23 protein-coding genes are annotated in these 26709 nt (G+C 56.0%); 17 read left to right on the forward strand and 6 right to left on the reverse strand.

Features of this window, described 5'->3' with window-relative positions:
- The first annotated feature begins 41 nt into the window (after window positions 1-41).
- The 13 genes from A6F49_RS16720 (at window position 42) to A6F49_RS16785 (ending at window position 15559) form a co-directional block, all read left to right on the forward strand.
- Window positions 42-1427, forward strand: a complete 1386-nt coding sequence (locus A6F49_RS16720) for an MFS transporter (protein ID WP_043055810.1) — start codon at window positions 42-44, stop codon at window positions 1425-1427.
- Complete coding sequence (locus A6F49_RS16725; RefSeq protein ID WP_043055811.1) at window positions 1424-2293, forward strand: shikimate dehydrogenase; 870 nt, start codon at window positions 1424-1426, stop codon at window positions 2291-2293. The genes A6F49_RS16720 and A6F49_RS16725 overlap by 4 nt, the downstream gene beginning before the upstream one ends.
- Window positions 2294-2434: 141 nt before the next feature.
- Window positions 2435-2734, forward strand: a complete 300-nt coding sequence (locus A6F49_RS16730) for a YciI family protein (RefSeq protein WP_043055812.1) — start codon at window positions 2435-2437, stop codon at window positions 2732-2734.
- 12 nt (window positions 2735-2746) lie between these two features.
- Complete coding sequence (locus A6F49_RS16735) at window positions 2747-3823, forward strand: alcohol dehydrogenase catalytic domain-containing protein (protein WP_043055813.1); 1077 nt, start codon at window positions 2747-2749, stop codon at window positions 3821-3823.
- Entirely contained in the window at window positions 3823-5460 is a 1638-nt protein-coding gene (locus A6F49_RS16740) for an FAD-dependent oxidoreductase (protein ID WP_150119572.1), read from the forward strand. Before A6F49_RS16735 ends, A6F49_RS16740 begins: the two co-directional genes overlap by 1 nt.
- Before the next feature lie 165 nt (window positions 5461-5625).
- Window positions 5626-6411 (forward strand): SDR family NAD(P)-dependent oxidoreductase, encoded by a 786-nt coding sequence (locus A6F49_RS16745; RefSeq protein ID WP_043055814.1) that lies wholly within the window; start codon window positions 5626-5628, stop codon window positions 6409-6411.
- An 80-nt stretch (window positions 6412-6491) separates the two neighbouring features.
- Window positions 6492-7247: an SDR family oxidoreductase gene (locus A6F49_RS16750; protein ID WP_150119577.1), complete on the forward strand. Its 756-nt coding sequence runs from the start codon at window positions 6492-6494 to the stop codon at window positions 7245-7247.
- A gap of 26 nt (window positions 7248-7273) precedes the next feature.
- Window positions 7274-8086, forward strand: coding sequence for an IclR family transcriptional regulator (locus A6F49_RS16755; RefSeq protein ID WP_043055816.1), 813 nt, complete (start codon window positions 7274-7276; stop codon window positions 8084-8086).
- A 90-nt stretch (window positions 8087-8176) separates the two neighbouring features.
- Complete coding sequence (locus A6F49_RS16760; RefSeq protein ID WP_327019985.1) at window positions 8177-9859, forward strand: FAD-dependent oxidoreductase; 1683 nt, start codon at window positions 8177-8179, stop codon at window positions 9857-9859.
- On the forward strand, window positions 9859-10191 hold the full coding sequence (locus A6F49_RS16765; RefSeq protein WP_043055818.1) for a Dabb family protein: 333 nt from the start codon (window positions 9859-9861) through the stop codon (window positions 10189-10191). The genes A6F49_RS16760 and A6F49_RS16765 overlap by 1 nt, the downstream gene beginning before the upstream one ends.
- Entirely contained in the window at window positions 10188-11564 is a 1377-nt protein-coding gene (locus A6F49_RS16770; protein ID WP_043055819.1) for an MFS transporter, read from the forward strand. The genes A6F49_RS16765 and A6F49_RS16770 overlap by 4 nt, the downstream gene beginning before the upstream one ends.
- Window positions 11565-11602: 38 nt before the next feature.
- Window positions 11603-13357: an FAD-dependent oxidoreductase gene (locus A6F49_RS16775; RefSeq protein WP_150119573.1), complete on the forward strand. Its 1755-nt coding sequence runs from the start codon at window positions 11603-11605 to the stop codon at window positions 13355-13357.
- Window positions 13358-14332: 975 nt separating this feature from the next.
- On the forward strand, window positions 14333-15559 hold the full coding sequence (locus A6F49_RS16785) for an ATP-binding protein (RefSeq protein WP_235605050.1): 1227 nt from the start codon (window positions 14333-14335) through the stop codon (window positions 15557-15559).
- Between the two features lie 95 nt (window positions 15560-15654).
- On the opposite strand, the gene A6F49_RS16790 is transcribed toward A6F49_RS16785, so the two are convergent.
- The 5 genes from A6F49_RS16790 to A6F49_RS16810 all read right to left on the reverse strand — a co-directional run bounded on the left by A6F49_RS16790 (window position 15655) and on the right by A6F49_RS16810 (window position 19488).
- The gene (locus A6F49_RS16790) at window positions 15655-16164 is read right to left on the reverse strand and encodes an amidohydrolase family protein (protein ID WP_052499989.1); all 510 of its coding nucleotides are present in this window, start codon (window positions 16162-16164) and stop codon (window positions 15655-15657) included.
- A gap of 199 nt (window positions 16165-16363) precedes the next feature.
- Complete coding sequence (locus A6F49_RS16795; RefSeq protein ID WP_043055822.1) at window positions 16364-17281, reverse strand: ABC transporter substrate-binding protein; 918 nt, start codon at window positions 17279-17281, stop codon at window positions 16364-16366.
- Window positions 17193-18011, reverse strand: a complete 819-nt coding sequence (locus A6F49_RS16800) for an ABC transporter permease (protein WP_067605905.1) — start codon at window positions 18009-18011, stop codon at window positions 17193-17195. Before A6F49_RS16800 ends, A6F49_RS16795 begins: the two co-directional genes overlap by 89 nt.
- Window positions 18008-18682 (reverse strand): ABC transporter permease, encoded by a 675-nt coding sequence (locus A6F49_RS16805; protein ID WP_043055823.1) that lies wholly within the window; start codon window positions 18680-18682, stop codon window positions 18008-18010. The genes A6F49_RS16800 and A6F49_RS16805 overlap by 4 nt, the downstream gene beginning before the upstream one ends.
- Window positions 18679-19488 carry an ABC transporter ATP-binding protein gene (locus A6F49_RS16810; protein ID WP_043055824.1) on the reverse strand — a complete coding sequence of 270 codons (810 nt, stop codon included), beginning with the start codon at window positions 19486-19488 and terminating at the stop codon, window positions 18679-18681. The genes A6F49_RS16805 and A6F49_RS16810 overlap by 4 nt, the downstream gene beginning before the upstream one ends.
- A 533-nt stretch (window positions 19489-20021) precedes the next feature.
- On the opposite strand from A6F49_RS16810, the gene A6F49_RS16815 reads away from it, so the two are divergent.
- The 4 genes from A6F49_RS16815 (at window position 20022) to A6F49_RS16830 (ending at window position 23548) form a co-directional block, all read left to right on the forward strand.
- Window positions 20022-21623 carry an AbgT family transporter gene (locus tag A6F49_RS16815; protein WP_082911886.1) on the forward strand — a complete coding sequence of 534 codons (1602 nt, stop codon included), beginning with the start codon at window positions 20022-20024 and terminating at the stop codon, window positions 21621-21623.
- Window positions 21624-21626: 3 nt separating this feature from the next.
- Window positions 21627-22796 (forward strand): M20 metallopeptidase family protein, encoded by a 1170-nt coding sequence (locus A6F49_RS16820; protein ID WP_043055825.1) that lies wholly within the window; start codon window positions 21627-21629, stop codon window positions 22794-22796.
- A gap of 117 nt (window positions 22797-22913) precedes the next feature.
- Window positions 22914-23138, forward strand: a complete 225-nt coding sequence (gene vapB, locus A6F49_RS16825; protein ID WP_043055826.1) for a type II toxin-antitoxin system VapB family antitoxin — start codon at window positions 22914-22916, stop codon at window positions 23136-23138.
- Window positions 23129-23548, forward strand: coding sequence for a PIN domain nuclease (locus tag A6F49_RS16830; RefSeq protein WP_043055827.1), 420 nt, complete (start codon window positions 23129-23131; stop codon window positions 23546-23548). The genes vapB and A6F49_RS16830 overlap by 10 nt, the downstream gene beginning before the upstream one ends.
- 669 nt (window positions 23549-24217) lie before the next feature.
- On the opposite strand, the gene A6F49_RS16835 is transcribed toward A6F49_RS16830, so the two are convergent.
- Entirely contained in the window at window positions 24218-26647 is a 2430-nt protein-coding gene (locus tag A6F49_RS16835) for a DEAD/DEAH box helicase (protein WP_082911887.1), read from the reverse strand.
- Between the last annotated feature and the right edge of the window lie 62 nt (window positions 26648-26709).

The following is a 26709-nucleotide window of genomic DNA, read 5'->3' on the forward strand; positions in this document are numbered from 1 at the left end:
TAGATGGTGATCTCCACGAAGGAGCTTGAAAGGACCATCACATGACTACCGACACCACAGCATTTCAGGTATCGAATCCTGAATCCACCGGCGGGGCAGATCCTCGCGTTCGTAACGCTACGACAGTAACTCCGCAGGCCAAGCGCGCGGCATTCTCAGGCTTCCTCGGCAGCGCCCTGGAATACTACGACTTTTTCATTTACGGCTCTGCCGCCGCACTAGTTTTCTCTCACATCTTCTTCCCAGGCGACGGCACGAACGCGCTGCTGCTGTCGATCTCCACCCTCGGGGTTGCCTACATCGCCCGTCCACTGGGTGCGGTCATGTGGGGTCACCTGGGAGATCGTTTCGGACGTAAGAAAACCCTGATGGCTGTGTTGTTGCTCATGGGTGTGGCAACGTTCCTGATCGGAGTGCTGCCAACATACGAGCAGATCGGAATTCTGGCACCAATCCTGCTCGTATTCCTACGTCTGTGCCAGGGTTTGTCTGCTGGAGGCGAGTCTCCAGGCGCTGCTTCGCTGTCGATCGAGCACGCACCAGAATACCGCCGCTCGTTCTTCGCTAGCTTCACCGCTTCCGGCATCATGCTTGGCATCGTTTTGGCAACCATCGTCTTCATTCCCGTTGCGCTGCTCCCGGACGAGCAGCTGTTCAGCTGGGGCTGGCGCCTACCATTCCTCATCAGCGTTGTCCTGACCTTCTTTGCTGTCTGGATGCGGCGCAATCTGGAAGAACCTGAAGTTTTCGAAGAAGCGATTGAAAAAGAACAAGAACCGCAGGTTCCATTGGTAGTGCTGTTCCGTGACCACCTGCCAGCCCTGCTGCGCGTCATGTTCTCCTCGACATTTGCAATGATCAACACCATGGTCAACGTCTTCGGGCTCTCCTTTGCCGTCGAACACTCCGGCGTTGATCGCACCATCATGCTGGCAGCGATTGCCGCGTCGAACTTCGCTGCGGTCCTAACCCAACCGCTCTTCGCCCTGTTGGCCGATAAGATCGGACGAAAGCCAGTGTTTATTGGTGGCGCGATTGGTTCCGGTTTGATGATGTTCGTCTTCCTGTGGGCAGTCAGCACTGGCAACGTCTCCTTGATCTTCATCTCTTCGATCGTGATGATGGGTGGGTTCTATGCCGCAGCAAACGGCATCTACTTCGCAGCATTCCCGGAACAGTTCCCAGCAAAGGTTCGTTACTCCGGGATGGCCATCGGTCTGATGCTCGGACTACTCGTCTCGGGTTTCACCCCAGCCATCGGAACCATGATCACCGGCGGCGACGTTACCAACTGGATCCCAGTCGCGGTCATGTGTGCGGTGTTTGCGCTTGGCTCTGCCGTCGCATTCTCCACTGGCCAAGAAACCTACCGGACCCCAACCTCCGAGCTGGGTAAACCACGCGACAAAGCGGCTGAAGCAAAATGAGTTCGCAGCACTACCGCATAGGACTCATCGGCGAACACATCAGCACCTCGCTGTCGCCAATGATTCACACTGCAGAAGCCAAAGCTCATAGTCTCGAAAATTTCCAGTATGAAGTGATCGATCTGGAAGGCCAAGCGGATGCGGCCGAACGCCTGGGCGAAATTATCCAAGAGTATGCCGCCGCGGGATTCACCGGATTCAATGTCACTCATCCGCACAAACAGCATGTGATCCAATACTTGGATGACCTCACCGATGCTGCTCGAGTCCTGGGCGCTGTCAACAATGTCATTCGAACTGAAAACGGTTGGATCGGTCATAATACCGACCACAGTGGATTCCTGGGGGGCCTGCATGCTCGACTTCCCGAAGATGCGCCTCGCGAAACCGCGGTGCTCTTCGGAGCCGGTGGCGCAGGAGCCGCAGTAGCCAGTGCACTGCTCGACTTCGGTGCCCAGAACCTTTGCGTGATTGACCCGCAGCAAGTCCAACTGGACCAGCTCAACGAGCGTCTCGGCGCGGTTTTGGCTGATGGCGTGCAATTGCATACCGGTAGCCCAGACATGGCAGCCGCTTGGGTTCCGAATGCTGATGCGGTCATCAACGCGACGCCGATCGGCATGGAACATCTGCCGGGCACGCCGTTTGATGTCAGCCTGCTGACTGGCAATCAGTGGGTGGCTGATGTGATTTACCGTCCGGTGGAAACTCAACTGTTAGCTCACGCTCGCAGCCATGGCTGTCCCACGGTTGACGGCACGGCCATGCTGGTTGAACAAGCCGCTGACACGTTCGAGTATCAAACCGGGTTGGTCGCCAACCGCCAGCGTATGCGGGAAAGTATGCAACTCGAGTTCGTGAACTAACTGATAAACACCCTAAGAATCACGCGCCACAGCAATTCACGGCGCGTCTTTGGCAGACGGCGAGGCCCGAGTACCTTCGCGGCCTCGGCGTCTGCCCTATAACTGCAACATCGTGCAAGTAAAACCTCAAGGAGACATGACATGAACATTTATGCGATCAATTACGTTTACGACGACTCGACAGCTGCTTCACGCGACGAAGTCCGCCCCGTCCACGTCGAATTCCTACAAGAATGCTTCGACAATGGCCGTTTGCTCGTCTCAGGTCCAGTTGATGACGGAGTCGGTGCGCTGCTCGTCGTCACCGGTGAAGACGAGGCTGACGCACTGGCCCTGATGGACAACGACCCATTTGCGCAAAATGCTCTCATCACTGAACGGGATATTCGCAAATGGGGTGTCTTCTTCGGCAAAGACAAACTCGTTCCCGCCAACGCCTAGGAACACCCAGCCATGCTACGCGCCCATACAGTCGCACGACGCACCGTCGAACTCAGAGATGAACCAGCACCCGAACTGATCCCCGGCCACGCACTGATCCGGGTCCATCACGTCGCACTGTGCGGCACGGACCACACGATTTGGGACGATCAGTACGTGACCGAACTACCGATCGTTCAAGGCCATGAATTTTCGGGCATCATCGAAGCCATCGATGAACAGGCATTCGATTTATCCGTGGGAACCGCCGTCGCAGTCAGCCCGATGGTCTATTGCGGCACGTGCGGACCGTGCCAAGCCGGGCGCTATAACGTGTGCGAATCGATCTCCTGCTTAGGATGCTATGAAGACGGCGCCTTGACCGAAATCATCTCGATGCCGGTCGACAAACTCCACCCGCTTCCCCATGGCATGCCGCTCCGTCTGGCGGCACTGGGTGAACCGGGTTCGATCGCGATGCAGGCGGTAAACCGCGGCACACCGGTTGCCGGTGAGACGGCCCTGGTTCTAGGGTGCGGACCAATCGGACTCCTGGCCACCTTGTTCTTGACCGAGCGCGGCGTGAACGTCGTCGCTGCTGACTTAGACGAACATCGCATGGCGCTGGCACGCCAATTTGGTGCAACGGCAACCATCAGCGCCGGTACTGATCCCTTCCCGAGCGTGGAAGGCGCCAAGGTGCTGGCTGAAGCATGCCCGATGGCCGGCCCTACCTTAGTCATCGAAGCTACGGGTGTCCCCGCCAGCCTAGAAAACGCAGTGCGGCTGGCAGCTCCGACCGCTCGCGTCGTCCAAGTCGGGATCTCCACGGCGAGTGCTGCACTGTCGATGCGCGATATTCCCTTTAAAGAGCTCGATATTCGCGGCAGCCGCAACTCACTGAACCTGATTCCCGAAGCACTCGAGATCCTCAATAAGCGCCATGATCTAGCAGATGCCTTGATTACCCACACGTTTGATTTCCAGCAGCTCAACCAAGCCTTCGAAACCATGGGAAATCGTAGCGCGCAGGTCGGCAAGATCGTCATCGATATGCCAGTGACCACGGCAACCGAACCCGTAGAGCTTCTCGCAGAGGTGCACAATTAATGTCTGATATGTCTTCCTTTTACACCGTTGACCAGCTCGACGAGTCCTACGACGTCGTCGTAATGGGCTCGGGTGCCTCCGGCCTGACGGCAGCGGTTCGGGCCGCGCACTCCGGTCTGCGAGTCGCGGTGGTTGAGAAAGCCGAACGGCTCGGGGGAACTTCAGCTGCCGGTGGCGGTGTCATCTGGGCGCCCGCCAACCATCTAGGCGCGGCGGCCGGATATCAAGATTCTGAACAAGACGGCATCGATTATCTGACCGCAGCGGCAGGCGACATCATGTCCGATGACGATATCGCCTGGTACGTTCGCACGAGCCGCGAAGCCATCACCTTCCTTGACGAGCACACTCGCGTTGAACTGCTGCCGTTGAGCCGACCGGATTATCACATGGAATGGCCTGGTGCCGCAGCCGGGGGTCGCAGCCTTGACAATGCGGCCTTCCGCGCTGACGACTATCCAGATGTCGCAAAGCTCATGCGTCAGCCAACCTACTTCCCGCTGCTGACCATGGTCGAGCGCGACGACCTCAATGGACGCGCACCCGATCCACAACTGCTGGAAGATCGCGCAGCCCAGGGAATTCGAACCATGGGAGGAGCTCTGGTCGGTTCACTGACTGCCTCGGCCCTGGATGCTGGTGTCCACATTGCCCTGAGCGCACCAGTTACGAACCTCGCCGCTGACGAGCGTAACTGGCAGGTCACCGTGACTGATACGAAAGCCATCACTGCGGCCGCCGTCGTCATTGCTTCGGGCGGTTTCGACTATAACCAACGACTGCGGGAAACCTTCCTGCCCTTGAACGTCACCCCTATTGGGGCGCCCTCCAATGAGGGCGACGGACTGGAGCTGGGTATGGCAGTCGGGGCGAGCCTGCGCGATATGAACGCCCTGTGGGGTGTTCCAATTATTAACGCGGCAGGCCAGACCTACGATGGCAAACCAACTGGCCGAATGGGCAACGTCGAGATGACCTTACCGGGGTCCATCACGGTGAACGCCGCTGGGCGCCGCTTCGTCAACGAGGCACTGAACTACCACGACGTGGCCCGAGTATTCGTCAACATCGACCCGCACACGGGCATGGCGCAGAACAATCCGGCCTGGTTGGTCTTTGATCACACGTTCATGTCGAAGTACCCGGTGGCGGGCTCCACCCCGGGCCAAGCCCCCGATTGGATACTGCAGGCTGACAGCCTCGAGGCTCTAGCCGAACAAGCCGGTATTGATGCAGAACAGCTGAGCGCCACGGTCGAGAAATTTAATGACGACGCCCGTCGAGGAGTCGATACCGAATTCGGCCGCGGCTCATCGGAACAGGACCGTCACCTCGGAGATGCTTCGGTAAAGCCCAACCCGTGTCTGGCACCTTTGGAAACAGGCCCGTATTATGCGGTTCCCCTGCGCGCCGGTACTTTGGGCACCTCCGGAGGCCTGGCTACGAACCACGACGGGCAAGTCCTGGACCGTAACCAGCAGCCAATTGAGGGACTGTATGCTGCCGGCAACGTTTCCGGCGGAGTCTTCCGCAACACCTATCCGGGTGGCGGAGCCACTCTCGGATCGGGCGTAACCCGAGCCTATGCGGTAGGGAGCCACCTCGCCGAGATCTTGGCACCGGTGACCGTTCCATGAAGTAAGGACTACCGGACAAAAACTGCCAATGATCAATCAAGCGGATCATTGAATGGAAACCACAATCAGACACCCATTCGAATCCTATAGATTAGCGGCACATCGCAAAGGACGATGGGGCACGTGAACAACTAGCCAAGCAAAGAGTGCTAAGAGGACAGCATCATGACACAACTCCAACCGGCAAACGCTCCGGAGGTCTTAGCGGTTACCGGTGGGGCCAACGGCATCGGCCTGGAAGTTGCCCGCCAATGGCTGAAGAAGGGTGGCCAAGCGATACTGCTGGATCTTCACCACGAGGCTTTGGACGCAGCCGTAAACCAACTCGGAGACCAGGCGCGTGGTGTTGTCGTTGATGTGACGAATTCAGAGTCGGTAGAGACTGCGATTGACAACATTGCTCTACAGGAAGGCAAGCTCAACGGTCTGGTAAATTGTGCAGGCTTCGCTCGCCATGCGTGTCTAGAAGATCTTGACGACAAGGATTTTCAAGCCATGTTCGAGGTGCATCTGGGTGGCACATTGCGGATGTGTCGAACAGCCTATCCGCTCCTGCGGCAAGCAGCACAGCAGGATGAAGGCGCAGCCGTTGTGAACCTGTCCTCGGTTGCTGGGACCAATGGAACTCCTGGACGCGTCAGCTACTCAACCGCTAAGGCTGGGATCGCGGGCATGACTCGCACGCTCGCGGTTGAATGGGGCAATGACGCCATTCGTGTCAATGCAGTCAGCCCTGGACCGACTCGCACAGCACTGGTGGATGATCTCATTGCACGCCATGAGATACAGGTGGATCCTCTAATCAAACGTACTCCGCTGGGACGCATGCCGACTGTGGACGAGGTTGCGGCACCAATTGTATTTTTGTGTTCCCTTGCGGCTAGTTTTATCACGGGAACCTGCTTGCCCATTGACGGCGGGCTGACCATTGATGGCAACTGGTACGAATAAGCACGGCACTCCATAAATACTGTCTCATTGAATGGAATTACGATCCCTAGTTTTGCCAGCACTGTACCCTGGAATTTATGATGCCTAGATCACAAAGAGTATTAGGAAAAGTTGTCCTCATAACAGGTGGCGCCTCAGGCATGGGAGCATCTCATGCCAAGATGTTAGTCGCTGAAGGAGCGCAAGTCGTCGTCGCTGACATCGATGAACAAGGCGCTCGGACGCTGTGCAAAGAGCTGGGCGAGGACCGGTCGATGTTTGTCAGCCTCGACGTTACGGACTTCGACAACTGGCAACGCGCTGTTGAGGATACGGTTGACCGCTTCGGCAAGTTGGATGTGCTGGTGAATAATGCCGGAATTTTTACCGCCGGCTCAGTGGAAGATGCAACGCTAACCGATTGGGAACGAACTCTTGCCATCGACCTGACCGGCACGTTCTATGGGATGAAAGCTGCCGTCCCGCACCTGAAAAAGAACGAGACATCGTCGATCATTAACATTTCCTCGATTGCAGGCATGACGGGTTTCAAAAACCGGGCTGCGTACTCAGCTGCGAAATGGGGCGTTCAGGGACTGACCAAAACCTCAGCGCTAGATTTTGGTGAGCACAACATTCGTGTAAACGCCATTCATCCTGGAAGCGTCGAAACACCATTAACGGCCAACCTCAAGCGCGGTTATGGACAGATTCCGCTGGGCAGGGCCGCTCAGGTCGAAGAAATCTCGCATTTGGTAGTGTACTTGGCCTCTGATGAATCAACCTTCGCCACCGGTGGGACGTTTGTGCTCGACGGCGGCGAGACCGCGGGAAACAACCTACGCGATGACCAATAGAATGACCAATAGAGCAGTCGGGACGTATGGCTAACTCACCATCTGGCGAGTCACTTATTAGTCGAGCAGTCCGGGTCCTGGCGGCGTTGGCCGACCAGAACCCGCGCGGTAGGAGCGTGCGCGAGACAGCTGACATCGCGGGTTTACCAGTCTCTACAACTTACCGGTTATTGGCTGAACTCGAAATTGAGGGTCTGGTGACCAGGGTCGAAGCCAATAGCGGATGGAAACACGGCACACGCTTATGGGAGCTGGCACTCAGCGGAGCACCGTTGGAGGGGCTGCGCGAAGCTGCCGTGGCGGCCATGGAAGACCTCGTTGCCAACCTCGAAGTTCACGTCTCATTAGGCATCTTGGATCGTAACGAGGTGCTGTATATCGAACGATTTGCACCTCATGCGCTCACTGAGAACATCACAGCAGTCGCCGGTAGGCTGCCCGCCCATGCTACGTCTGCAGGGCTCGTTTTAATGGCGTATGCAAAACAAGTGGATCAAGACCTGTTGCTGAGTCGTAAGCTCAAGAAATTCACAGCGACTACTTTGACAGATCCGGGGGAGCTGCGACGCGTCTTGGCCGCAATTCGCCGGGACGGCTACTTTATCGCGCCCGGATCAATCATTCCTGAATCCACGGGCGTCGCCGTGCCTATCTTCGGAGAAATGGGTCACGCCATTGCAGCGCTGACGATTATAGTTCCGGTCAGTGATGAGGCCCCGGAGCGTTTTGTTTCACACCTCAAGTTCGCTTCCGCTGGGATTCAGCGCCAGCTCGGGGTGGAACCCAACAGGGGAGTGGAGTTTGCTCGGCGGACGGTTCCCTCTCCACGACACATCTAGGTGTTCCATTGAACGAGCTAAGCTGATCCATTGAATGGAACACCCGCCTCGCAGATGCCGATCAAGCGGGCATGATGTAGATCACATCTAATGCGAAAGGTGATTTACCTCATGGAAATTTTGGAGCAGCGCACGCTTGCGGAACACTACGACTTGGTTGTTGTGGGCTCAGGTGCTGCCGGCTTGACCGCCGCAGCAACTGCTGCCGAATCCGGTTTGCAAGTCCTCGTCGTCGAGAAGTCTGGGCTATTGGGTGGAACGTCGGCGGTATCCGGAGGGATGCTGTGGATAGTAGCCAATCATTACGCAGAACAGGACGGTGTGGAGGATTCCAAAGCTGCCGGACGTGAATATGTGGAAGCCGTATCACGTGGGCGTGGACGCCACGAGCTGCTTGACGCTGCGGTCAATCATGGTGCTGAGATGTTGCGCTACGCGGAGGAGAAACTCGGCGTCGAGTTCATTTTCTTGAATAACTTTCCTGACTACCGTCAAGATCTGCCGGGCGCTGCAACGGGCGGACGAACAGTGGAACCGCAACTGTTCAATTACCGAGACTCCCTGGGTCAAATTGCTCAATATATTCGAACCGATGGACGCCATCCCTACACGATGCAGGAATATGAAACGTGGGGTGCTTTCACGCGATTCCCTTGGGAAGAGATGCAAAAGCGAATGGATTCAGGCGTCGCGGCAAAGGGGCATGCTTTGGTTTCCATGTTAGTGGCTGCTTGTCAGCGGCACGGTGTAACTTTCGCCGTTGAGGCCCAGGTGCAACGGCTCATGACAGATGATTCTGCCGTGACAGGCGTGGTGATAGCAGGCGGTCAACAAGTTTCTGCCAGTGCGGTCATGTTGGCATCCGGTGGTTTTGAATGGGATCGTCAATTGACTGATTCCATGCTGGCCTCACGCCTGTACACGGTTTGCTCCCCGCCATCCAATACTGGCGATGGGCTGAAAATGGCTCAACGAATCGGATCAGCAACACGAGGCACTCGCGAAGCCTGGTGGGCACCCATGTCGATGACCGGTGGTACCAGGGATGGTCAACCCATCGGATCGCTGCTGCGTTTTGAACGCCAAGGACCCGGTTCTATTATGGTCAACCGACACGGGCAGCGCTTTGCCAATGAGGCTCAAAACTACAACGACCTGGCTCGTTGTTTACAGTCCTGGGATTCCACGAAGAACCAGACGCTCAATACCCCAGCCCACGTAGTCTTCGATCAGTCCTATCTAGAGCGGTATGGCATCATGGATCACCGCGCCGGCCAGCCCACCCCCTTCTATCTGCACGAGGCGGACACGTTGGAAGAGCTCGCTGAAAAAATTGATGTCCCTGCCAATACACTGGTCGCAACAGTTGATCGGTTCAATGCTATGGCCATCAAGGGAGTCGACGAAGATCACGGTCGCGGTGATTCGGAATATGATCGCTACTGGGGCGATGCTCAATGCCCGTGGCCCAACCCGTCGTTGGGTCCACTGCAATACGGACCGTACTACGCGCTTGAAGTGGTCAACGGAGCTTTTGGTACAAGTGGCGGCGTCGGAACCGATGGACGCGGCCGAGTCGTCGACGTCGACGGCACGCCAATCCCGGGACTCTACGCGGCAGGCAACGTGGCCGATTCACCGTATGCTTCCGGGTATCCAGGGGCCGGAGCCACGCTAGGACCATTGATGACTCTGGCATATCTTGCCGGACGCGACGTCATAGCTCGATCCACAACCTCCACTCCGCACGTTGCGAAGGAGGTACTAGTCTAATGCTTCGACACATTGTCTTATTCAAGTGGAAACCTTCATTTACCGACGATATTCGTGCCCAGTGGATCGCTGGACTGGATGCGATGATCGGTAACATCCCCGGCATGATTCGACTGGTCCATGGTTCAGACGTTCTGGCCACTGATAAGTCGTGGGACCACGCGATCATCGCCGATTTCGAATCGGCAGATGCCCTCCAGGTGTACAACACCCATCCGCTGCATGAAGCGATCAAACCCTATTCATTACCCAACGTGGAAGATATTGCCTACGTCGATTTTCAGATCGATGATTCGGCACTATTTGCCAACCAGCAGGAGGCCTCAAGATGAGCGCATCAACTCCACAATTAGAACAGCGTCAAAGCCCAAAGAAGGCCGCACTCGCCTCGTTTTTAGGTTCGACCCTGGAATACTATGATTTCTTCATTTACGGCACCGCGGCGGCCTTGGTCTTTCCGCAATTATTCTTCCCAGAAGGCAATCAGCTCGTTGCAACGATCGGTGCCTTTGCGACCTTTGGGGTAGCCTATATTGCTCGCCCGCTCGGCGGGCTCGTGATGGGACACTTTGGTGACAGACTGGGCCGCAAAAACGTACTGCTCTTGACCCTGATGATCATGGGTCTTGCCTCCTTGGGCATTGGGCTACTACCGACTTACGGACAAATCGGCCTCTGGGCAACAGTACTGTTGGTCATCGGACGATTAGCACAGGGGTTCTCAGCCGGAGCCGAATCCGCCGGCGCATCCTCGTTGACACTGGAGCACTCTCCAGAAGGTCGTCGTGGGTTCTTCACCTCGTTTGTGATGACCGGCTATGCCTCAGGCATGGTGCTATCAACCCTCGTGTTCATCCCAGTGACCATGCTGCCAGAAGAACACATGATGACGTGGGGATGGCGAGTACCTTTCTGGCTGTCAGTCCTCGTTCTAGCATTAGCGTTTTGGGTCCGCACAAAACTCGACGAAACTCCGGTTTTCGAAGACGACGTGAAAAAGGAAAAGACTCAGGACGCTCCAGCCCGTCTCGCGATCAAATACCAAGGTCTTGATGTATTCCGGGTCCTGCTCATGTCGATCTTCTCGGTCATGCAAACCATTCTGACTGTTTTCGGTTTGTCATACGCCACTGATCAAGGGGGCTTTGAGCGCGCAGAAATTCTGGGCGTCAACGCGGTGGCAATCGGACTATCGATGTTGGCTATGCCAGCCTGTGGCATGCTGGCGGATAAGATCGGCCGCAAACCACTGATGCTGTCTGCCATGATCGGTAGCGCGGTCTCGCTCTTCTTATACTTCATGGCGTTAGGCACCGGCAACATTTGGTTGGTCTTCATGGCCACCGTATTGTTCATGACCATCTGCTATTCCGGATTCAACGGTGTATGGCCCAGTTTCTTTGCTGAGCTCTTCGCCACCCCGCTGCGTTACACCGGCATGGCCATGGGCAACCAGCTGGGCTTGGTGGTCGCTGGCTTCGGCCCAATGATCGGTGGCCTACTGCTGGCCGAAGGTGCCTACGGCTGGGTGCCGGTCGCCATTTTTGGAACTGTTTGCACAGTGTTGGCCATCGTAGCGGTTCTGTCGGCTCGTGAGACAGCCTTCACCCCGATCAAAGATCTCGGAGAACCGTATTGGCGAGCTCAGCGTGACCAGGTATCATCCGTCACGATTGTCACTTCACCAACTACGCCGGTCGCCTAACTCAACACAGCGAACCACTTGAAAGGATTACACATTCTATGCCACACATGTCATCGAATGCTCGTGACTGCGACGTCCTGGTCGTTGGATCAGGCATTGCAGGACTCTCGACGGCCATTGCAGCTGCCTACCGCGGGCTGCGCGTGATCGTTGCCGAACAAAACCCATACTTCGGGGGAACGACTGCTATTTCTGCTGGCTGGGCCTGGGTGCCAGGCAATCCGGCTGGCCAGAAAGCCGGCGACACCAAAGAGGAAGTGAAGACATACCTAAAAGCGCTGGCCCCGGACAACTTCAACGAAGAACGCATAGATGTGTTCTTAGATACTGTGCCCGAGACGATCAAGTTCTTCGAACACAACACTGAGGTCAACTTCGTCTACCCCGAGAAAGCGCCGGACTACCAAATGGATCTGCCTGGTGCTCGCATCGGTGGTCGGGCCATCCTGCCAGGAGATGCTGATGCGCGCATGCTGGGTAAACGCCGCAAAGAGCTACAACCGTACCTGAGCTCTTATACGGTATTTGGTTACATGCCACAGGTTGGCGATGATCTGACCCAATTCCTCTACGCTAACCGTTCGCTGAAATCCTTCGCTTATGCTGGCACCAAACTCACCAGAACCTGGTTTGATCAACTTACGAAAGGTCAACCGGTTAAACGTACCAACGGGTCAGCGTTGATCACTCGCATGGTGAAATCTGCGCTGGATGCCGGTGTTCAGATTTGGACGTCAACCCCTGTCGAATCTCTCATGCAGGACGACGACGGCGCGATCACTGGAGCTGTCCTGGGCGGTGGCCGTCATAGTGGTGTCGTTAACGCGCGCCACGGCGTGGTTCTGGCCGGTGGGGGATTCACCGGTAACGCTACGCTGCGCCGAAAATACTTTGACCACGACTCAGAAGGTAATAACCACATCACCCCCACGGTGGGACACAACGGCTCCAGTGCCGTGCTGGCCATGAAGGCGGGAGGCCAGATCAGTAACGATGTGTTCACCCCGGGTTCATGGGCGCCTGTGACTGAATTTAGGCAACTCAGCGACGACCGACAGCGCTTATTCCCTCATCTACGACAAATTGGTTTGCCGGGTATGATCACGGTGGATCGTTATGGGAAACGCTTTGGGAATGAAGCACTGAGTTACCATGATTTTGGCCGCCAACTGTTGGAACATGACAAAAACGAATCCGATACCTATGCCTGGATCATTGCGGACGAAAAATGTATGGACACCTATGGGATCGGGTACGCAAAACCTTGGCCAATTCCACGACAATACTTCCACGACACAGGTTTTCTTATCAAAGCCACCACGCTGCGAGAGCTAGCCGAAAAAATCGGAGCAGATCCCGCAACCTTAGAATCCACGGTGGAGCGATTCAACGGCTTTGCACGCACGGGTGAGGACGAGGACTTTGGACGTGGTTCCACGGCATACAACCATTTCCGCGGCGACCCGTTACACAAACCAAATCCGAACCTGGCCGAGTTGAAAAAAGCTCCGTACTACGCGGTGCGAATCAAAATGGGTGATCTTGGGTCTTTCGCCGGGCTTGACGTCGATAATGGTGCCTCCGTGCTGGATGGTGCTGGTCAACAGATTCCCGGACTCTATGCCGTGGGCGCCGCTGCCGTGTCAGTCTTTGGTGGCGGGTACCCAGGCTATGGTTCGCATATCGGCCCGGCGATGGTATTCGGTTACCGCCTCGGTCGAGATATTGGACAACAGGATGTCCCCGAGGGAGCTGTTCACAACGCCAACTCGGTCACCCCAGCTCGCGTGTAGATCCCTCGCACGACGTCTGCAATCCGAACAGCGACTGCTTCAGAAGCCATCCCAAGAGTAGGCGTTTGATCGGATCGCACAGACGGCGGAGGAATGTATAAGAGTCCGTTAGGCAGCGGCCGCTATTGCGGTCCGCTGCCTAACGGTTACCTGAAGGAACCGTGGTTGGAAAGTAGCTCGCTGAATTTCAGGTGGCCCTAGGCCAATAATTGGCAAGGCTCGAATCGATCGGCTGGGCGTTTCGCGCTTGAGAGGTTGGCACACCGGGAGCGAGTCGTGACCTATGTCAGCTGACCCAAGGGGAGTAGACGCCAGAGGCTTGCTGTATCACCGATGCGCGCGCTGATCACACCGTTTGTGGTGTTGTTCATCGTCGTCGTGGGGAGGTATGTTTCAGGTGGGAGCATTGGTGATAACTAGTCGGTGCTGGCTGCCCTGGCCAACACTGATGATCGGTGCGGTGTGGGGTGACCACAGTTCATCGATTTCGGACACCACGATTCTGTCGAGTACTGGTGCCGCCTGTTCGATCCCAACTATCGAAGACAGATCGATTCTGGCTGCCCAACCTTCGCAAGGGTAGCCGCAAGGCGCGAGGTCTTGGGAATTGGTGGACTCATACACAGCTCGATGAATGACAAGGAACTCCACTAAGCTAGCGAAGTAACAGCTCAGCCCGCCCGTTTCATCTGGTGCGGGCTGGATCTCTTTTGACGGGATTCGATAGCTGAGGAGGAGTCGGCACACTGGCGCACTCGTCGGATTTTCGAGTCCTACCCTGAATTAGGATCGTGCGTGACTGATGAAGCCCCCCGCAGTTTTATAAAGTGGCGACCAAGATAGTTCTAAATTGACGAGTGAATAGCCTTTAAACTGACGACTGGAACCTTTCTAAACTGACGACTAATGTGGTTCTAAATTGACGACTAGTTGTAATTATTGCGAAGCGAGTGCTGGATGTCTGGGTTCGAGTATGTGACGAGAATTGTTGATGCTGAGTTGTCTGCTGCACTGAAGAGGGCCGGGGCGGTGCTGATTGAAGGCCCACGAGCGTGCGGGAAAACTGAGACAGCACTCCAAGTTGCCAACAGTATTGTCAGGATTGATCGGGAGCCGGGCTTCATAGATCTATTAGGAATCGATCCTCAGTTGGCGTTGCAAGGTGACGTGCCACGACTCTTTGACGAATGGCAGCTTGCACCACGACTCTGGAACATCGTGCGTGGAGAGGTCGATGCCAGAAGGCAAAAGGGACAATTTATTCTGACCGGCTCTATGGCACCGACCTCGGATGCGAAGCGCCACACAGGAGCAGGCCGATTTGCGCGACTTAAAATGCGCACGATGACGCTGTCAGAAACTGGTCACTCTACAAACGAGACTTCTTTTGCGAACTTGCTCGCTGGGAATCCTCCGAGATCTACCGACCCGGGGTTCTCATACCGGGATCTTGTTACCCGGGTGGTCGTTGGCGGTTGGCCTGGTTTTCAAGATCTAGATGCCTCGCAAGCTAGCTTGAATCTGCGGGATTATTTAGACACCGTGGCCGAAGTCGACCTGCAAGAGGTTGATAGTGTGCAACGGGACCCGGTGCGAGTTCGGCGGCTCTTATCGGCGCTAGCTCGTTCTACCGCAAGTGAAGTGACGCTTGCGACCCTGGCCAAAGATGAAACGTCTTTGTCGCGTGATACCGTACGGGACTATTTGGCTGCGTTGCAACGCATATTCATTATCGAAGATCAGCCCGCGTGGTCGACCCACTTACGCTCGTCCGCGACCCTGCGCCAGGAACCAAAACGTCATTTCGTGGACCCATCCTTAGCAGTTGCTGCTCTTGGTGCCTCCGAAGATGCACTCTTAAAAGATCCGCGTTTCACCGGGCAGCTCTTTGAATCGCTGGTCGTCCAACAGCTGAGAGTCTTTTCCCAAGCAACAAGTGGCACTGTGAGCCACGCACGAGACTCTCAGGGCCGAGAACTTGACGCCGTGGTGACACTGCCCGATGGTAGCTGGTCGGCTTTTGAAATCAAACTGGGCAACGATCCTGCTGTCATCGATGCTGCAGCAGCGGGATTGCTGAAGTTTGCAGATCAGGTTGCGGACAACCAGCCAACGTCCCTGACGGTGGTGGTTTCTTCCGGACCCTCGTATCGCCGAGTTGATGGAGTCAATGTCGTTGCCATCGGAACCCTCGGACCCTGATGCTCGAACCACACAGCACTACCTCCGGACTGTCAGTTGCGATTGCGGCACCATGTGTGGGTTGTGAACCATACGCGGCTGCGGCGCTGTCGTCGTTATTTACCCCAGTAAAGAGCCATTGGGTTGTCGACGAGTTGACGTTGCATGTCGGATTCGTCGGGGGCTATCTGAGTCAGGTAGTTGAGCAGGACGGCGTCGTCTGGCCGGCCCAGGTGATCAATGATCAGTGGGACATCCAGGTTGGCGAGGAAGTCTGCGAGGTCGGGGAGATCTGGCGACTCAAAGTACACCACAATGTGCCAACCGAGCTCACGAATCTTTGCGGCAACGAGCTCGACCTCTTCCAGGGACTGGTTTTCGACAAGCCGCTTGACGAAGTTGAACCGCACTCCGCGAACGCCACGGTGATGCATGTCTGCGAGTTCGCTCTGGCTAACGTCACTACCGATGGCGACGACGCCGCGGGCGGTTTCCCCGAAATAGTCCAGTGCATGAAGTAGCGCTGTGTTATCGCGGCCATGGCACGACGCCTGAACAATAACGTTTCGCGCAATATCAAGATCGTTGCGCAGATGTTCTTGAATATTTGCAGTACTGGGGGCCACTCATGGTGCGAATGAGAGCCACCGGCTGATGTGGCCTGTGGGTTTGTTCAGAGCCACTTGTAGCTTAAGCTCCGAGTGGTCGCGGAAGTAGTTAGGTCGAACACCACGCGACCTTCTTGGGACTATTATCGCACTGACGGTCAAGATTTCGTATGGCGTCGAAGTCGAAGGAGTGGTTTTCACCCAGACAGACTGCGTCCTAGTTGAGGTCGTTTTCCTCAAGCCAATCGGCTGCAATTTCTGTCGGCTCTTGAACGTCCTCACCAGAGTTCAAGGCATTCATTTCCATCAGAGTCTCCGTGGTCAACGCTGCGGAAATCTGATTCAGGGTCTCGACCACCTGGTCATCCATCGCCTCAGTCCGAATGACCGGCACAATGTATTGCGCGGCGATCATCTCGTCTGGGTCTTCTAGGGTCACGAGGCTGTGTTCTTCGATGGCCGGGGTTGTGGTGTAAATGTCGGCGACGTCAACGGTGCCGTCAAGCAGTGCCTGTACTGTCGCGGGTCCGCCGCCGTCGCTGATGGCGGTGAAGTCAACGTTGGTGACGCCGTAAATCTCGGCCATTCCTGGCAGACCATAGGAGCGTTCGGCGAACTCTGGATTGGCGGCCAGCCGCACTTGCTCTAATGCAGCCAGATCACCAATGGACTCCAGGTCGTGTTCTGCCGCGAACTCTGGCGTGACATTGAGCGAGTCTTTGTTCTCGGCGGGGGCTGGAGTCAAGATCTCTAATCCCTCCGGAAGAGTCTGTTGTAGCTCAGCTTCAATGTCTTCGGCGGAAGTGGCAGTGGTTTCCGGGTCTAGGTAGGTCAACAGGTTCCCGGTGTAATCGGGCATCAGGTCGATTTCGGCATTCTCCAGGGCAGGTAGGTACACCTCCCGCGCACCGATCTGGAAGTTACGGTCGACTTCCACGCCGTCGGCTTCTAGAGCTTGTGCGTAGATCTCGGCAATGATCTCACTTTCGGGGAAGTTTGCCGAGCCAATGCTGACAGACTCGACGGCACCTGCTGCTTGGTCGCCGTTATCCACCTGGTCGGTGGTGTTGGGATCGCTGCAGGCGGTCAAGAGGAGCAATGCTGCGCCCAGGGTCATGAGTCGGCGGCTGATCATGGGTTGTTCTCCTTGGTAGATGTGCTGATGGACTCTGTGAGGGGACTCGGGAGGTAGCGAAGGTCTCCGCTGCAGGGTTGGCAAGCCTGGCGCTCAAGCGTTGGGCTGCGGCAAACATTAGGTCGAGCATGAGCGCGAGCACGACGACCAGGATCGCTCCTGCCAGGACGCGCGGAGTGTCTCTGACCGCTAATCCGTCGATTATATAGCGGCCCAGGCCCCCGGCGCCGATGAAGGCGGCTACTGTCGCCGTGGCAGTAACTTGCAGCACCGAGGAGCGCAGTCCACCTAGGATGACGGGCATGGCAAGCGGCAGCTCCACCCGGAGAATAATTTGCGTTTCGGTCATGCCCAAAGCTCGGGAAGCACCGACTGCATTGGCATGCACCGATTCTAGACCGGAGTACATACCGGCCAACAGGGGTGGGACGCACAGGACCGCTAAGGCGATGACCGAAACGCCTACCCCGATGCCAAGCCACAGCGCCAACAGTGTAAGCAGGCCCAGGATCGGTAGTGCACGCATCGCTCCAGTGGTCAGCACTGCTAGGTTGCGCCATCGACCGATGTGACCGATGAAGATGCCAAGAGGTATCGCCACGACGGCAGCTGCTGCAGTGGCGAGCAACGTGTAACCCAGATGCTCGACAACGCGCCACGGGATGCTCACGTCTCCGGTCCACTGGGCCGGATCACTAAACCAGGCCAGCGTCTCTTCCAACAGACTCATGCATCACCTGCGCGCAGAGTAGATTGCCAGGGCATCAACAGGTTTCCGGCCAGCATGAGGACCACATCGAAAAGCAGCGCCAGGGCCACCGTCAGGACCACCCCGGTGATGATTTCTGTGGGGAAGTTGCGATTGAACCCGTTTGTGAACAACGAGCCGAGGTTCTGCACGCCAATCAGTGCACCGATGCTCAACAGGCTAACGGTGCTCACTGAGACCACGCGCAGTGTGGCCAAGATGACTGGTCCAGCAAGCGGCAGGGTGACGTATAAGCCCAATTGAAATTTATTGAAGCCGCACGCGACCGAAGAGTCGAGCACGCTTTCCGGCACAGCGTGCAGCGCATCCACCACACCCCGGACCATGATGGCGAAGGCATAAATCACCAGCGCCACCAGCACATTGATGGGATTGAGCCATCCCAAGCCCAAGACGGTTGGCAAGATGACAAACAGCGGCAGCGACGGGATGGTGTAGAGCAAGCTGCTCACACTGACGATGACACCGCTTACCTGCCGCGCACCCTGCCGACGAGTATTCCGCAACGCATAAGCAGCCCAACCCACAGGTAGGGCCAGGGCAAAGCCCAGCCCGATCGCCACCGCGCTGATCCAGGTGTGCTGCCAGAGCAAGTCCAAAAGCCGTTCGGAGTTGGCAAGCGCCCAGTTCACTCTAGAACTCCCATGGGGCGGCCGTGCTGATCGACAATGATCAGCCGACCCTGGAGCTCCTGCACCTGAAGAGTGCGGCCACCACGTTGCAGGCCAATAAATTCCTCAACAAATTCGTCGGCAGGTTCGGCCAGGAGATCGGTTGGGGACCCAACCTGAGCGACTGTTCCACCCGTCTTGAGCACGACCACCTGGTCGCCCATAGCAAAAGCCTCTGCTATATCGTGGGTTACGAAGACGATGGTCTTCTTTAATTTTTCCTGGAGTCGCAGCATTTCGTCCTGCAGTTCGGCACGCACGATGGGGTCCACTGCACTGAACGGCTCATCCATCAGTAAGATATTCGGGTCGTTGACTAGCGCCCTGGCGACTCCCACACGCTGCTGTTGCCCACCGGAAAGTTGACTCGGGTATCTCCGATGCATCGACTCATCCAACCCCACGGTCGCTAACATTTGGGCCGAACGCTGTCTGGCGTCCGCCTTTGCCACGCCGTTGAGTCTCAGCGGCGTGGACACGTTATCAATCACTCGACGATGTGGCAGCAGACCAGCATGCTGCATGACATGGCCAATGCTGCGGCGTAGCTGCACCGGGTTGCGGTCGGAAATATCGACGTCGTCGATGAGGATCTGGCCTTCGGTCAGGTCTACCATGCGGTTGATACTTCGCAACAGCGTGGTTTTACCGCAGCCGGAAGGACCAACGAACACGGTAGTGGTGTGGGAGGGGATCGTCAGAGAAAAATCTGACACCGCACGAGTCCCATCCGCGAATTGCTTGCCAACCGAGCGGAACTCAATCATGGATCTCCTGACCGTGCATTGTCATCTAAAACTGGTCCTCAGCGGTAGGTGACCGACCTCGAGGCGATGTCACGGGTGCTGCGTGCAGACCAGTCGTCCTCACGTACTTTACCGGGGGAATCGCTTGAGGCAATGAGTTGACTACCCTCCGGCACGTGACCTCGATGGAACGCTACACTGGTTACACAGAATCAACTTGCAAGATTTGAATCTGCCCAGACTGCTGAAGATCGTCGTCTCTCCAGTCGTAACTTCGCTAGGTTGTGTCTGCCAGGGGATCAGCGCTGATACCCCATTGCACGTCGATTGGGCTACATCCTCACCATATTTGCTGGACGCACGTACCCTCTGCCAACCTGAGAGCAGCATATTGCAAGATGGCTCGATGTGCCTCGAGCAGGAACGGGTCTCTATCCCACTCGCTCGCCTAAACACCGGAATGGAACTAACCTATTCAATAGAGCTGTTTCGTATTGTTGCAGTCATTCCGCCGTGTTACAGAGACCGCGCCATTGGCGCCGGAAGGGGACTAGATGACCAAACGCGATACATCTTCCTCCAAGGATAGTTCGAAGCGCAACCGGCGCGGAGCTCGGTCCGATAAACAATTTGGGCGCAGACGTGGACCCATCGAATTTGTTCTGGACGGCGTCGAATGGGCCGGCAATAAACTGCCGGATCCCATCATTATCTTTATCGGACTGTGTCTCTTGATGATCCTGGGTTCTTGGGTCGCCGCACTCTTCGGGGTTCAGGCTCAAAGCCCCACTGACGGCGAATTCATTGAGGCCCAATCGCTGCTGTCAGCAGACAACATCAGACGCATGATCGTCGAGGCACCCGCGAACTTTGGCGCCTTCCCCGCTTTGGGTCTGGTGCTGGTCATCATGATTGGCATTGGGCTGTCCGAGCGGACGGGTTACTTTGAAATCCTGCTGCGCCACGCGGTCTCTCGCTCCCCGAAGTTTATGGTGATTCCTACGATCGCCCTGGTCGGATTGTTAGGTAATATAGCCGGCGATGCCGCCCCGATCGTACTGCCGCCACTTGCAGCAATGATTTTCTTACGACTCGGGTGGCACCCATTCGCCGGAGTTGTCTTGGGGTACGCGGCTGCCATTGGTGGCTTTGCGGCGAACTTCATCCTCGGCATGTCCGATGCCCTGGTCTATGCCTTCACCCAGCCGGCGGCCGAGCTCATAGAACCTGGCATCTCGCTTACACCGGCCATGAACTACTACTTCACGGCCGCCTCCGTAGTGCTTTTGCTGCCGATCCTGTGGTTTGTCACTGCCCGGATTACCATCCCACGCTTGGGCTCCTACGACAATCCGGAGTATGTTGACCCAGAAGGGGGATCGGAAATCACCGACCAACAGCGTAAGGCGCTGCGCTGGGCAAATATCTCGGCACTTGGTTTCGTCGTACTGCTGGCACTGCTCTACATCCCGCCCGGTGCGTTGTTGCGCAACCCAGAAACGGGCGACATGATTCAGGGCGCGCCCTTCATGGACGGGATCACGATATTACTCACGATTCTGTTCTTCATTCCCGGTCTAGTTTATGGTTTGATCGCCAAGACCATTCGAAGTACCAGTGACATGGCCACTATGATGGTGCAGTCCATGGCATCGATGGGCAGTTTTATTGTCATCGTGTTCTTCGCAGCACAACTGTTGGCGTACTTCGACTGGAGCAATCTCGGCACGATTTTTGCGATTATCGGAGCCGAACTGCTACAGGGGCAAAGCGGCGTCGTCCTGCTCATCGGGATTATCCTCATCGGAGCTGTGTTGAATCTGTTCCTCGGGTCCGCATCAGCGAAATGGGCAATCCTGGCGCCGATCCTCGTGCCCATGATGATGCTGCTGGGCTACCACCCCGGCTTTACGCAGATGCTGTACCGCATCGGGGATTCCATTTCAAACCCCATTACCCCGATGCTGCCGTATTTCGCCCTGGTGTTGGTTTTGGCGCAGAAGTACGTAAAAGATATGGGGATGGGCACGCTGCTCGCCGCACTTCTACCCTATTCGGTGTTCATGGGGATAGGCTGGATCCTCTTCATGATCGGTTGGTACTTGCTCGGATGGCCAGTCGGTCCAGGCGCTCCAATTTACTTAGAGGGTGGGTAAACCATGCAAGATGTCACACCGTATCTCGACCAGTTGGTCACCTGGCGCCGACACCTGCACCGCCACCCGGAACTGTCTTTCGCTGAACACCAGACGGTGGCATACATCGAGAGTGAACTGCGCAGCGAACTACCTGAGGCCCAGATGCGCAACCTCACCCCGACCTCCCTGGTGGTCACGTTGGACACCGGACGGCCCGGACCACAGCTGGGGCTGCGGGCAGATATCGACGCGCTCGCGATTCAAGAGGATCGCCCCGACTTGGAGTTCGCCTCGGAAGTCCCCGGAGTCATGCACGCCTGTGGTCACGACGGGCACACCGCGGTCGTCATGGCGACCATGCTCTGGGTGCGTGACCACCTGGCTGACCTGACCGGCACGATCACCGCGGTCTTCCAACACGCCGAGGAGACGCCACCCGGCGGTGCCCAAGAAATGGTGGCTACCGGATTCTTCGACGATTTCGACTACATGTATGGCTTCCATCTGTGGGGCTATCAACCCACCGGAACCATCGACATTAAAGAAGGCCCGGCTTCGGCCAACTCAGATCTTTTCCGCATGACGATCCATGGCCGCGGCGGACACGCCTCGATGCCACAAGAAACCACTGACCCGGTCATCCTCGCGACACAAACGATCCAGCAAATTCAGCACATTGTGTCTCGTCGCATTCACCCGCTGTCACCGGCGGTGGTGTCAGCCACGTGGCTTCAGGCCGGCACTGATACGGCGTTGAACGTCATCCCGGGTGTGGCCCATCTGGGCGGTAGCATCCGCACTATGGACGACGACGCCCGCCAGCTGGTGCGACAGTCACTCGAACAGATCGCGATCAGCCTGCAGACCGACCCGCAGGTGCGTGTGGACCTGGACTACGTGTTGGGCTACGACGGCGTCTACAACGACCCGGCCCGCACACGTATCCTTCGAGGCCTAGCCGAGCAACATCCGCTCACCATCATCAGTGAGCCACCGATGTTGGGTGGTGAGGATTTCGCTGCCTTCGCCCAACGCGTGCCCAGCAGTTATGTGTTCGTCGGAGCCCAAGAAGACCCTGAAGCCGGCGGGCACCATACGCCCACGTTTGGTATCGATGAGGACTCCTTTGCCATTGCTATGGCTCTGGCAGTCGATGTGGTCCGCAACGGCCCCGAACTGGCAGCCGGCTGACGCTTCAGAGCTCTACATGGTCAGGCATTCTGTAGCGTATTCTTCTGGCTTCCGCAGCCAGATCTCACATGTACGCCTGGTGATATCATGATATCATTTTCGTGAGGGGTGATTGAGATGAAAGATATACTTATCCGGGGTGTCAGCGAGGAAGTGGTTGAGCGGATCGATGCTCAGGCTGCTGCGCTGGGTTTGTCGCGCAACGAGTTCTTGCGCCGGAAGCTCGATACCGACACGTACTCGGATTCACAGGTGCGGCTTACGGCTGCCGATTGGAAGCGATCTGCTGCCACGTTTAGCGACCTTGAGGATCCTGCCGTAATGGACGCCGCATGGCGGTGACGAGTTGGTTGATCGATAGGTCCGCCTACGTTCGGTTGCAGTTGGGACAGGCTGCCGATCTGACGAGCTGGAATGAACGTATCCAACGAGGGTTAGTTCGCCTATCTACAGTGACGAGACTTGAGTTGGGTTTCTCAGCGAGGTCGGGCGATGCCGCGAGGGCTGCTTTCGGGCTACCGCCACTTTCGTTGATGCCGATTGAATACTTGACACCGGCGATGGAAGATCGAGCATTCGAAGTGCAGATGCTCCTTGCTGATCGTGGACAACATCGAGCACCATCTATCCCGGATCTACTTATCGCCGCCACTGCCGAAAAGGCTGGTCTTACTGTCTTAGCCGTGGACAAGGATTTTGAACTCATCGCTGAGATCACAGGCCAAGCCGTGGAGGTGCTCGCGCTCAAATGATGACGTTTGTCCTTCACCCACGTGCGGCGGCTAGGTTCTGAGGGATCTGATGATTCAACAACTGGAGCAGCCAGTGTGTTGACGGATTGTGCCGGTCCCTAATGAACGTGCCAGAAACAGTTCAGTCCGCCCAGTTCATCTGGTGCGGACTGAAGCTCTTTTGGGGATCAGAAAATTGCGTAAGATACGGGGTTCTGGATCACTTGCTAGATCTGTCACTCTTGTCTTGAATCAAGATCGTGCCGAGCTGACGGGGACTCGAGTCGAATGTGCCGGTCAGAGCGTTCTTGCGAATATGCACGGTGTACGAGCCCGTTCTTGGATTTTGTTTAGCAGCGATTTTCTTCTTTGCCATGATTCCTCCCAAACTCAGTTTATGCCACGAGCCTGTAGCTGGGAAAGCGATTTGGCTGATTCTGCTTCTATAACCCAGACTGAGTTTTTCTATAACAGGGGCTGCAAGTTTTTAGTAGGGGAAGAATCTCGTCGGACTTTTCGATAATCCAAAGATCAGCACTGCTGTCACGAAATCAGGCGCGTGTCGACAAGAGGCAAAATTTGGAATCGCTAAAACAGATTTCCAAGTTGGTCGAGCCCTACGTTTCCATTGCATGTCGCGTAGTTCTCTCATTCAATCGTCAATATTGTCTGAAGCGAGATTCAATATACCTATCCCGCAGCAATTGGAAGCGCGGGCTGTAGTAAGAATCCCTCTTTCTGTAGGACCTTGGACCGTCGACGATGCATCCGAGCGAGTAGCGGTACCTGAGTGTCATGGAAGTCGTGCACGATCGCGGTCTCTTGTCCGCGCGTTGAACCTCTCGTGATTCGTCCGGCTTGCTGGATAATGCGGCCTTTGAATGAGACGGGCATCGTCAGAAATAAAGTATCCATGTTCGGGATGTCGAGACCTTCTCCGGCAACTTTGTCGATGGCGAGCAAAACGAACGGAATGTTCTGCGCTGCACATCTGGCGATATTTTGTCGTACTTGTGCTCGTTCAGGTGCAGTGAGTTGACCATGAAGAGTAAATACTGGGTGGCTGATCCCAGATTCTAGAAGAGCACGAAGCGTCTGGAGATGGGTTATTCGATTGGTAAGTACCAGACAGAAACGCTGCTCTGAAGTGGCCTTTACAATCTGGTCGACAATGAGGTTATTCCGTTTCTGATCCAGGCTGAGCTCGTTGTATATAGCTTGTACGGACGCTCCATCAGTCCCGGGTTCTTCGGTTGTAAACGATGTCTCGTGAATAATTCGTTGGCGGCTTCCTCGAGTCTTGGCCTCCATGACATGGCGAATTGGTCCGCATTGCATCGTAATCAACTCGTCCATCTGGTCTGCTCTGAAAGGAGTGGCCGTTAGGCCAACCCAAAATCGAACGTTAACCTTACGAATAGCTGCCTCGCTAGCGGGGGCAGCTATGCCGTGGCATTCGTCAACTATAATCTGGCCGTAATCGTTCAGGATTGTGGGGTCGGCATCCCTGTGACTGATGGATTGCATCATGATGAGATCGATGACACCCGTGCGTTTCTTACGTCCGCCACCCAATTGGCCGATCTGCTTCTGATCGATATCGAGAAAGGACATGAGTCTTTCTCGCCATTGGTGGATCAGCTCGGACCTGTTCACCAGAATGGCCGTTGCAACTTGGCGTTCTGCGATGAGGGCGCAAGCCATCACTGTTTTCCCAGCTCCAGGCGAGGCGACCAGCACGCCGTCCTGATGTTTCAGTAAGGTGTGCACAGCATCATGTTGTTCGGGGCGTAACTGCCCAGTAAACGAAAGTTGTTGTGGTGGAGGCTGGTTATCTTTGTTCCGAATCGAGACCTTGGCACCAGCTTTCTTCAGCAGTTGTCTCGTTTCAGCGGCGAGACCTCGGGGTAGTCTGAGTTCCACGTCGTCGTGTTCAAAACAGGTCACAAGACGCGGCACTCCGAATGTGCTGAACCGCTGCGCCTGACGACGGTAAAACTCAGGGTTTGCAATCGAGGCCCTATGCTTGAGCTCGGTGATGAATGCCGAAGGTAACGTTTCTGTTTTCAAGTGCAACATTGCTCGGCGCTGGATAGTTATAGTTTGATCTTTTAAGCCGGATTGAAGTTCGTTACGATCGGGTCGACGTGCAGTGAATGTTGAGTCCTTCGGACCCACCACATAACGGTCATACTCGGCGGCAATGTCACGGATAACGGTCTCGGTTGCGGGTTTCGTGCGGGCCAAGGCCTCAAACTGATCGTTATAGGGTTGCCAGGTGATGGGATCTGCAAATACTGTCGTGCCACGACGGCGACAGTTTCCCTGTAGTGGCAGCGCAATGAGGTTTCCCAATCGAAACCGTCCGGATGCTTTTACGGGAAGGACATCTTGGGAAGGGAAGAATCTATCATAGCTGTCCAATTTTATGCCAGGGCTGATTTGCATGGCTTTTCGCAACAGTGCTGAGCCAGCTTTGCGTGCTGTGGATGCGGGAATCCAGGCATCGAAGAATATCCAGATGTGAGCGCCGTTACCAGACCTAGAAATCTCGGCCAGATTGCTAATCCCAGCTTCTGCACAAGCTTGGCTAAAGGCAGCCGCATCGGTCTTCCATGTCTGCCCATCAAAGTCACAGGCTAGAAGTTTGCAATGATTGTCGGTTGTGAGAGGATAGATGCCGACGTGAAATTCTTTAGAGCCCTCGTCACTTCCGCGGAGGTGACGTTCTAGAACTTGTGGGCTGACTGGTAGCAGGTCGGTATCTAGTTTCTTGTCAGTATAAAATCCGCCTCTGACGGACGGGCTCCAACCAGCTTTGTGGGTCTTTTTACTGACCCATCGCGTGGCATATGCGTCGGATCTGCCTGCAAAACGGAGTGTGAAAAGTTCCAGCTTGGCATGAAGACTAGATTTCGCAGTGATATTTTGTTCGGTGGGGGAATCACTGAGGTTTAGTGGTGCCTCATCTGGCAGGACTTGACGTTCGTGGTTTTCCAGGGCCTTCAGAACGGCACGCGCTTGAGCTAGTTCTTTTTCTAATTTCCTGATGCGCTCGCGAGCATCAGAAATCTTGTGGGCTACGCCGCTATTATGCGGGCGAGGCGAACCTGGATACATGGATCCGAGTTTATGTAGTGTCGTGAAGCTGGGCAATAGGTCATGCTACGAAGCGACGGTTC

It is taken from the genome of Enteractinococcus helveticum, assembly GCF_001657475.1.
Taxonomy (GTDB): Bacteria; Actinomycetota; Actinomycetes; order Actinomycetales; family Micrococcaceae; genus Yaniella; species Yaniella helvetica.

Excerpts from the sequence above, each read along its gene's own strand:
- A6F49_RS16720 (WP_043055810.1), top strand. The coding sequence starts at position 42 with ATGACTACCGACACCACAGCATTTCAGGTATCGAATCCTGAATCCACC.
- A6F49_RS16725 (WP_043055811.1), top strand. The coding sequence starts at position 1,424 with ATGAGTTCGCAGCACTACCGCATAGGACTCATCGGCGAACACATCAGC.
- A6F49_RS16730 (WP_043055812.1), top strand. The coding sequence starts at position 2,435 with ATGAACATTTATGCGATCAATTACGTTTACGACGACTCGACAGCTGCT.
- A6F49_RS16735 (WP_043055813.1), top strand. The coding sequence starts at position 2,747 with ATGCTACGCGCCCATACAGTCGCACGACGCACCGTCGAACTCAGAGAT.
- A6F49_RS16740 (WP_150119572.1), top strand. The coding sequence starts at position 3,823 with ATGTCTGATATGTCTTCCTTTTACACCGTTGACCAGCTCGACGAGTCC.
- A6F49_RS16745 (WP_043055814.1), top strand. The coding sequence starts at position 5,626 with ATGACACAACTCCAACCGGCAAACGCTCCGGAGGTCTTAGCGGTTACC.
- A6F49_RS16750 (WP_150119577.1), top strand. The coding sequence starts at position 6,492 with ATGCCTAGATCACAAAGAGTATTAGGAAAAGTTGTCCTCATAACAGGT.
- A6F49_RS16755 (WP_043055816.1), top strand. The coding sequence starts at position 7,274 with ATGGCTAACTCACCATCTGGCGAGTCACTTATTAGTCGAGCAGTCCGG.
- A6F49_RS16760 (WP_327019985.1), top strand. The coding sequence starts at position 8,177 with ATGCGAAAGGTGATTTACCTCATGGAAATTTTGGAGCAGCGCACGCTT.
- A6F49_RS16765 (WP_043055818.1), top strand. The coding sequence starts at position 9,859 with ATGCTTCGACACATTGTCTTATTCAAGTGGAAACCTTCATTTACCGAC.
- A6F49_RS16770 (WP_043055819.1), top strand. The coding sequence starts at position 10,188 with ATGAGCGCATCAACTCCACAATTAGAACAGCGTCAAAGCCCAAAGAAG.
- A6F49_RS16775 (WP_150119573.1), top strand. The coding sequence starts at position 11,603 with ATGCCACACATGTCATCGAATGCTCGTGACTGCGACGTCCTGGTCGTT.
- A6F49_RS16795 (WP_043055822.1), bottom strand. The coding sequence starts at position 17,281 with ATGATCAGCCGCCGACTCATGACCCTGGGCGCAGCATTGCTCCTCTTG.
- A6F49_RS16800 (WP_067605905.1), bottom strand. The coding sequence starts at position 18,011 with ATGAGTCTGTTGGAAGAGACGCTGGCCTGGTTTAGTGATCCGGCCCAG.
- A6F49_RS16810 (WP_043055824.1), bottom strand. The coding sequence starts at position 19,488 with ATGATTGAGTTCCGCTCGGTTGGCAAGCAATTCGCGGATGGGACTCGT.
- A6F49_RS16815 (WP_082911886.1), top strand. The coding sequence starts at position 20,022 with ATGACCAAACGCGATACATCTTCCTCCAAGGATAGTTCGAAGCGCAAC.
- A6F49_RS16820 (WP_043055825.1), top strand. The coding sequence starts at position 21,627 with ATGCAAGATGTCACACCGTATCTCGACCAGTTGGTCACCTGGCGCCGA.
- vapB (WP_043055826.1), top strand. The coding sequence starts at position 22,914 with ATGAAAGATATACTTATCCGGGGTGTCAGCGAGGAAGTGGTTGAGCGG.
- A6F49_RS16830 (WP_043055827.1), top strand. The coding sequence starts at position 23,129 with ATGGCGGTGACGAGTTGGTTGATCGATAGGTCCGCCTACGTTCGGTTG.
- A6F49_RS16835 (WP_082911887.1), bottom strand. The coding sequence starts at position 26,647 with ATGTATCCAGGTTCGCCTCGCCCGCATAATAGCGGCGTAGCCCACAAG.